Source organism: Fulvivirga imtechensis AK7 (assembly GCF_000331535.1).
Taxonomy (GTDB): Bacteria; Bacteroidota; Bacteroidia; order Cytophagales; family Cyclobacteriaceae; genus Fulvivirga; species Fulvivirga imtechensis.
Genome location: NZ_AMZN01000224.1, coordinates 1 through 443, shown reverse-complemented (window position 1 = coordinate 443; position 443 = coordinate 1). Strand labels below are relative to the sequence as shown.

Sequence of the window (443 nt, the reverse complement as noted above, 5' to 3'; positions counted from 1 at the left end):
TATGATGTAAGTGCGGTAGTAGATCCTGGTTTGGGGGGTACAGCAAGCACCGCGAGCGGAACCACGGATGTGAACCTGATCTCTGGCGATATATTTACGAATACCACCAATGGTCCTTTGGATGTTGTTTATACGGTCACCCCTTATATAGGTACTTGTGCAGGCCCTGATTTCACTATTACAGTAACGATAGATGAGGCCCCTGTATTCACTGGCAATCTCGATGCTACGGTATGCTCTGGCGATGCTATCGGAGTCACGCTGCCCTCTTTAGATGATGATGGTGGAGTTATCAGTAGTTATGATGTAAGTGCCGTAGTAGATCCAGGATTGGGGGGTACAGCAAGCACTGCGAGTGGAACCACGGATGTGAACCTGATTTCCGGCGATATCTTTACAAATGGGACCAGTGGTCCTTTGGATGTGGTTTATACAATTACACC

At 47.9% G+C, this 443-nt stretch carries 1 protein-coding gene; it reads left to right on the top strand.

Features of this window, described 5'->3' with window-relative positions:
* Nucleotides 1-443, top strand: a 443-nt coding sequence (locus C900_RS27900) for a PKD-like domain-containing protein (protein WP_040497752.1), incomplete at both ends; no start/stop codon positions are given.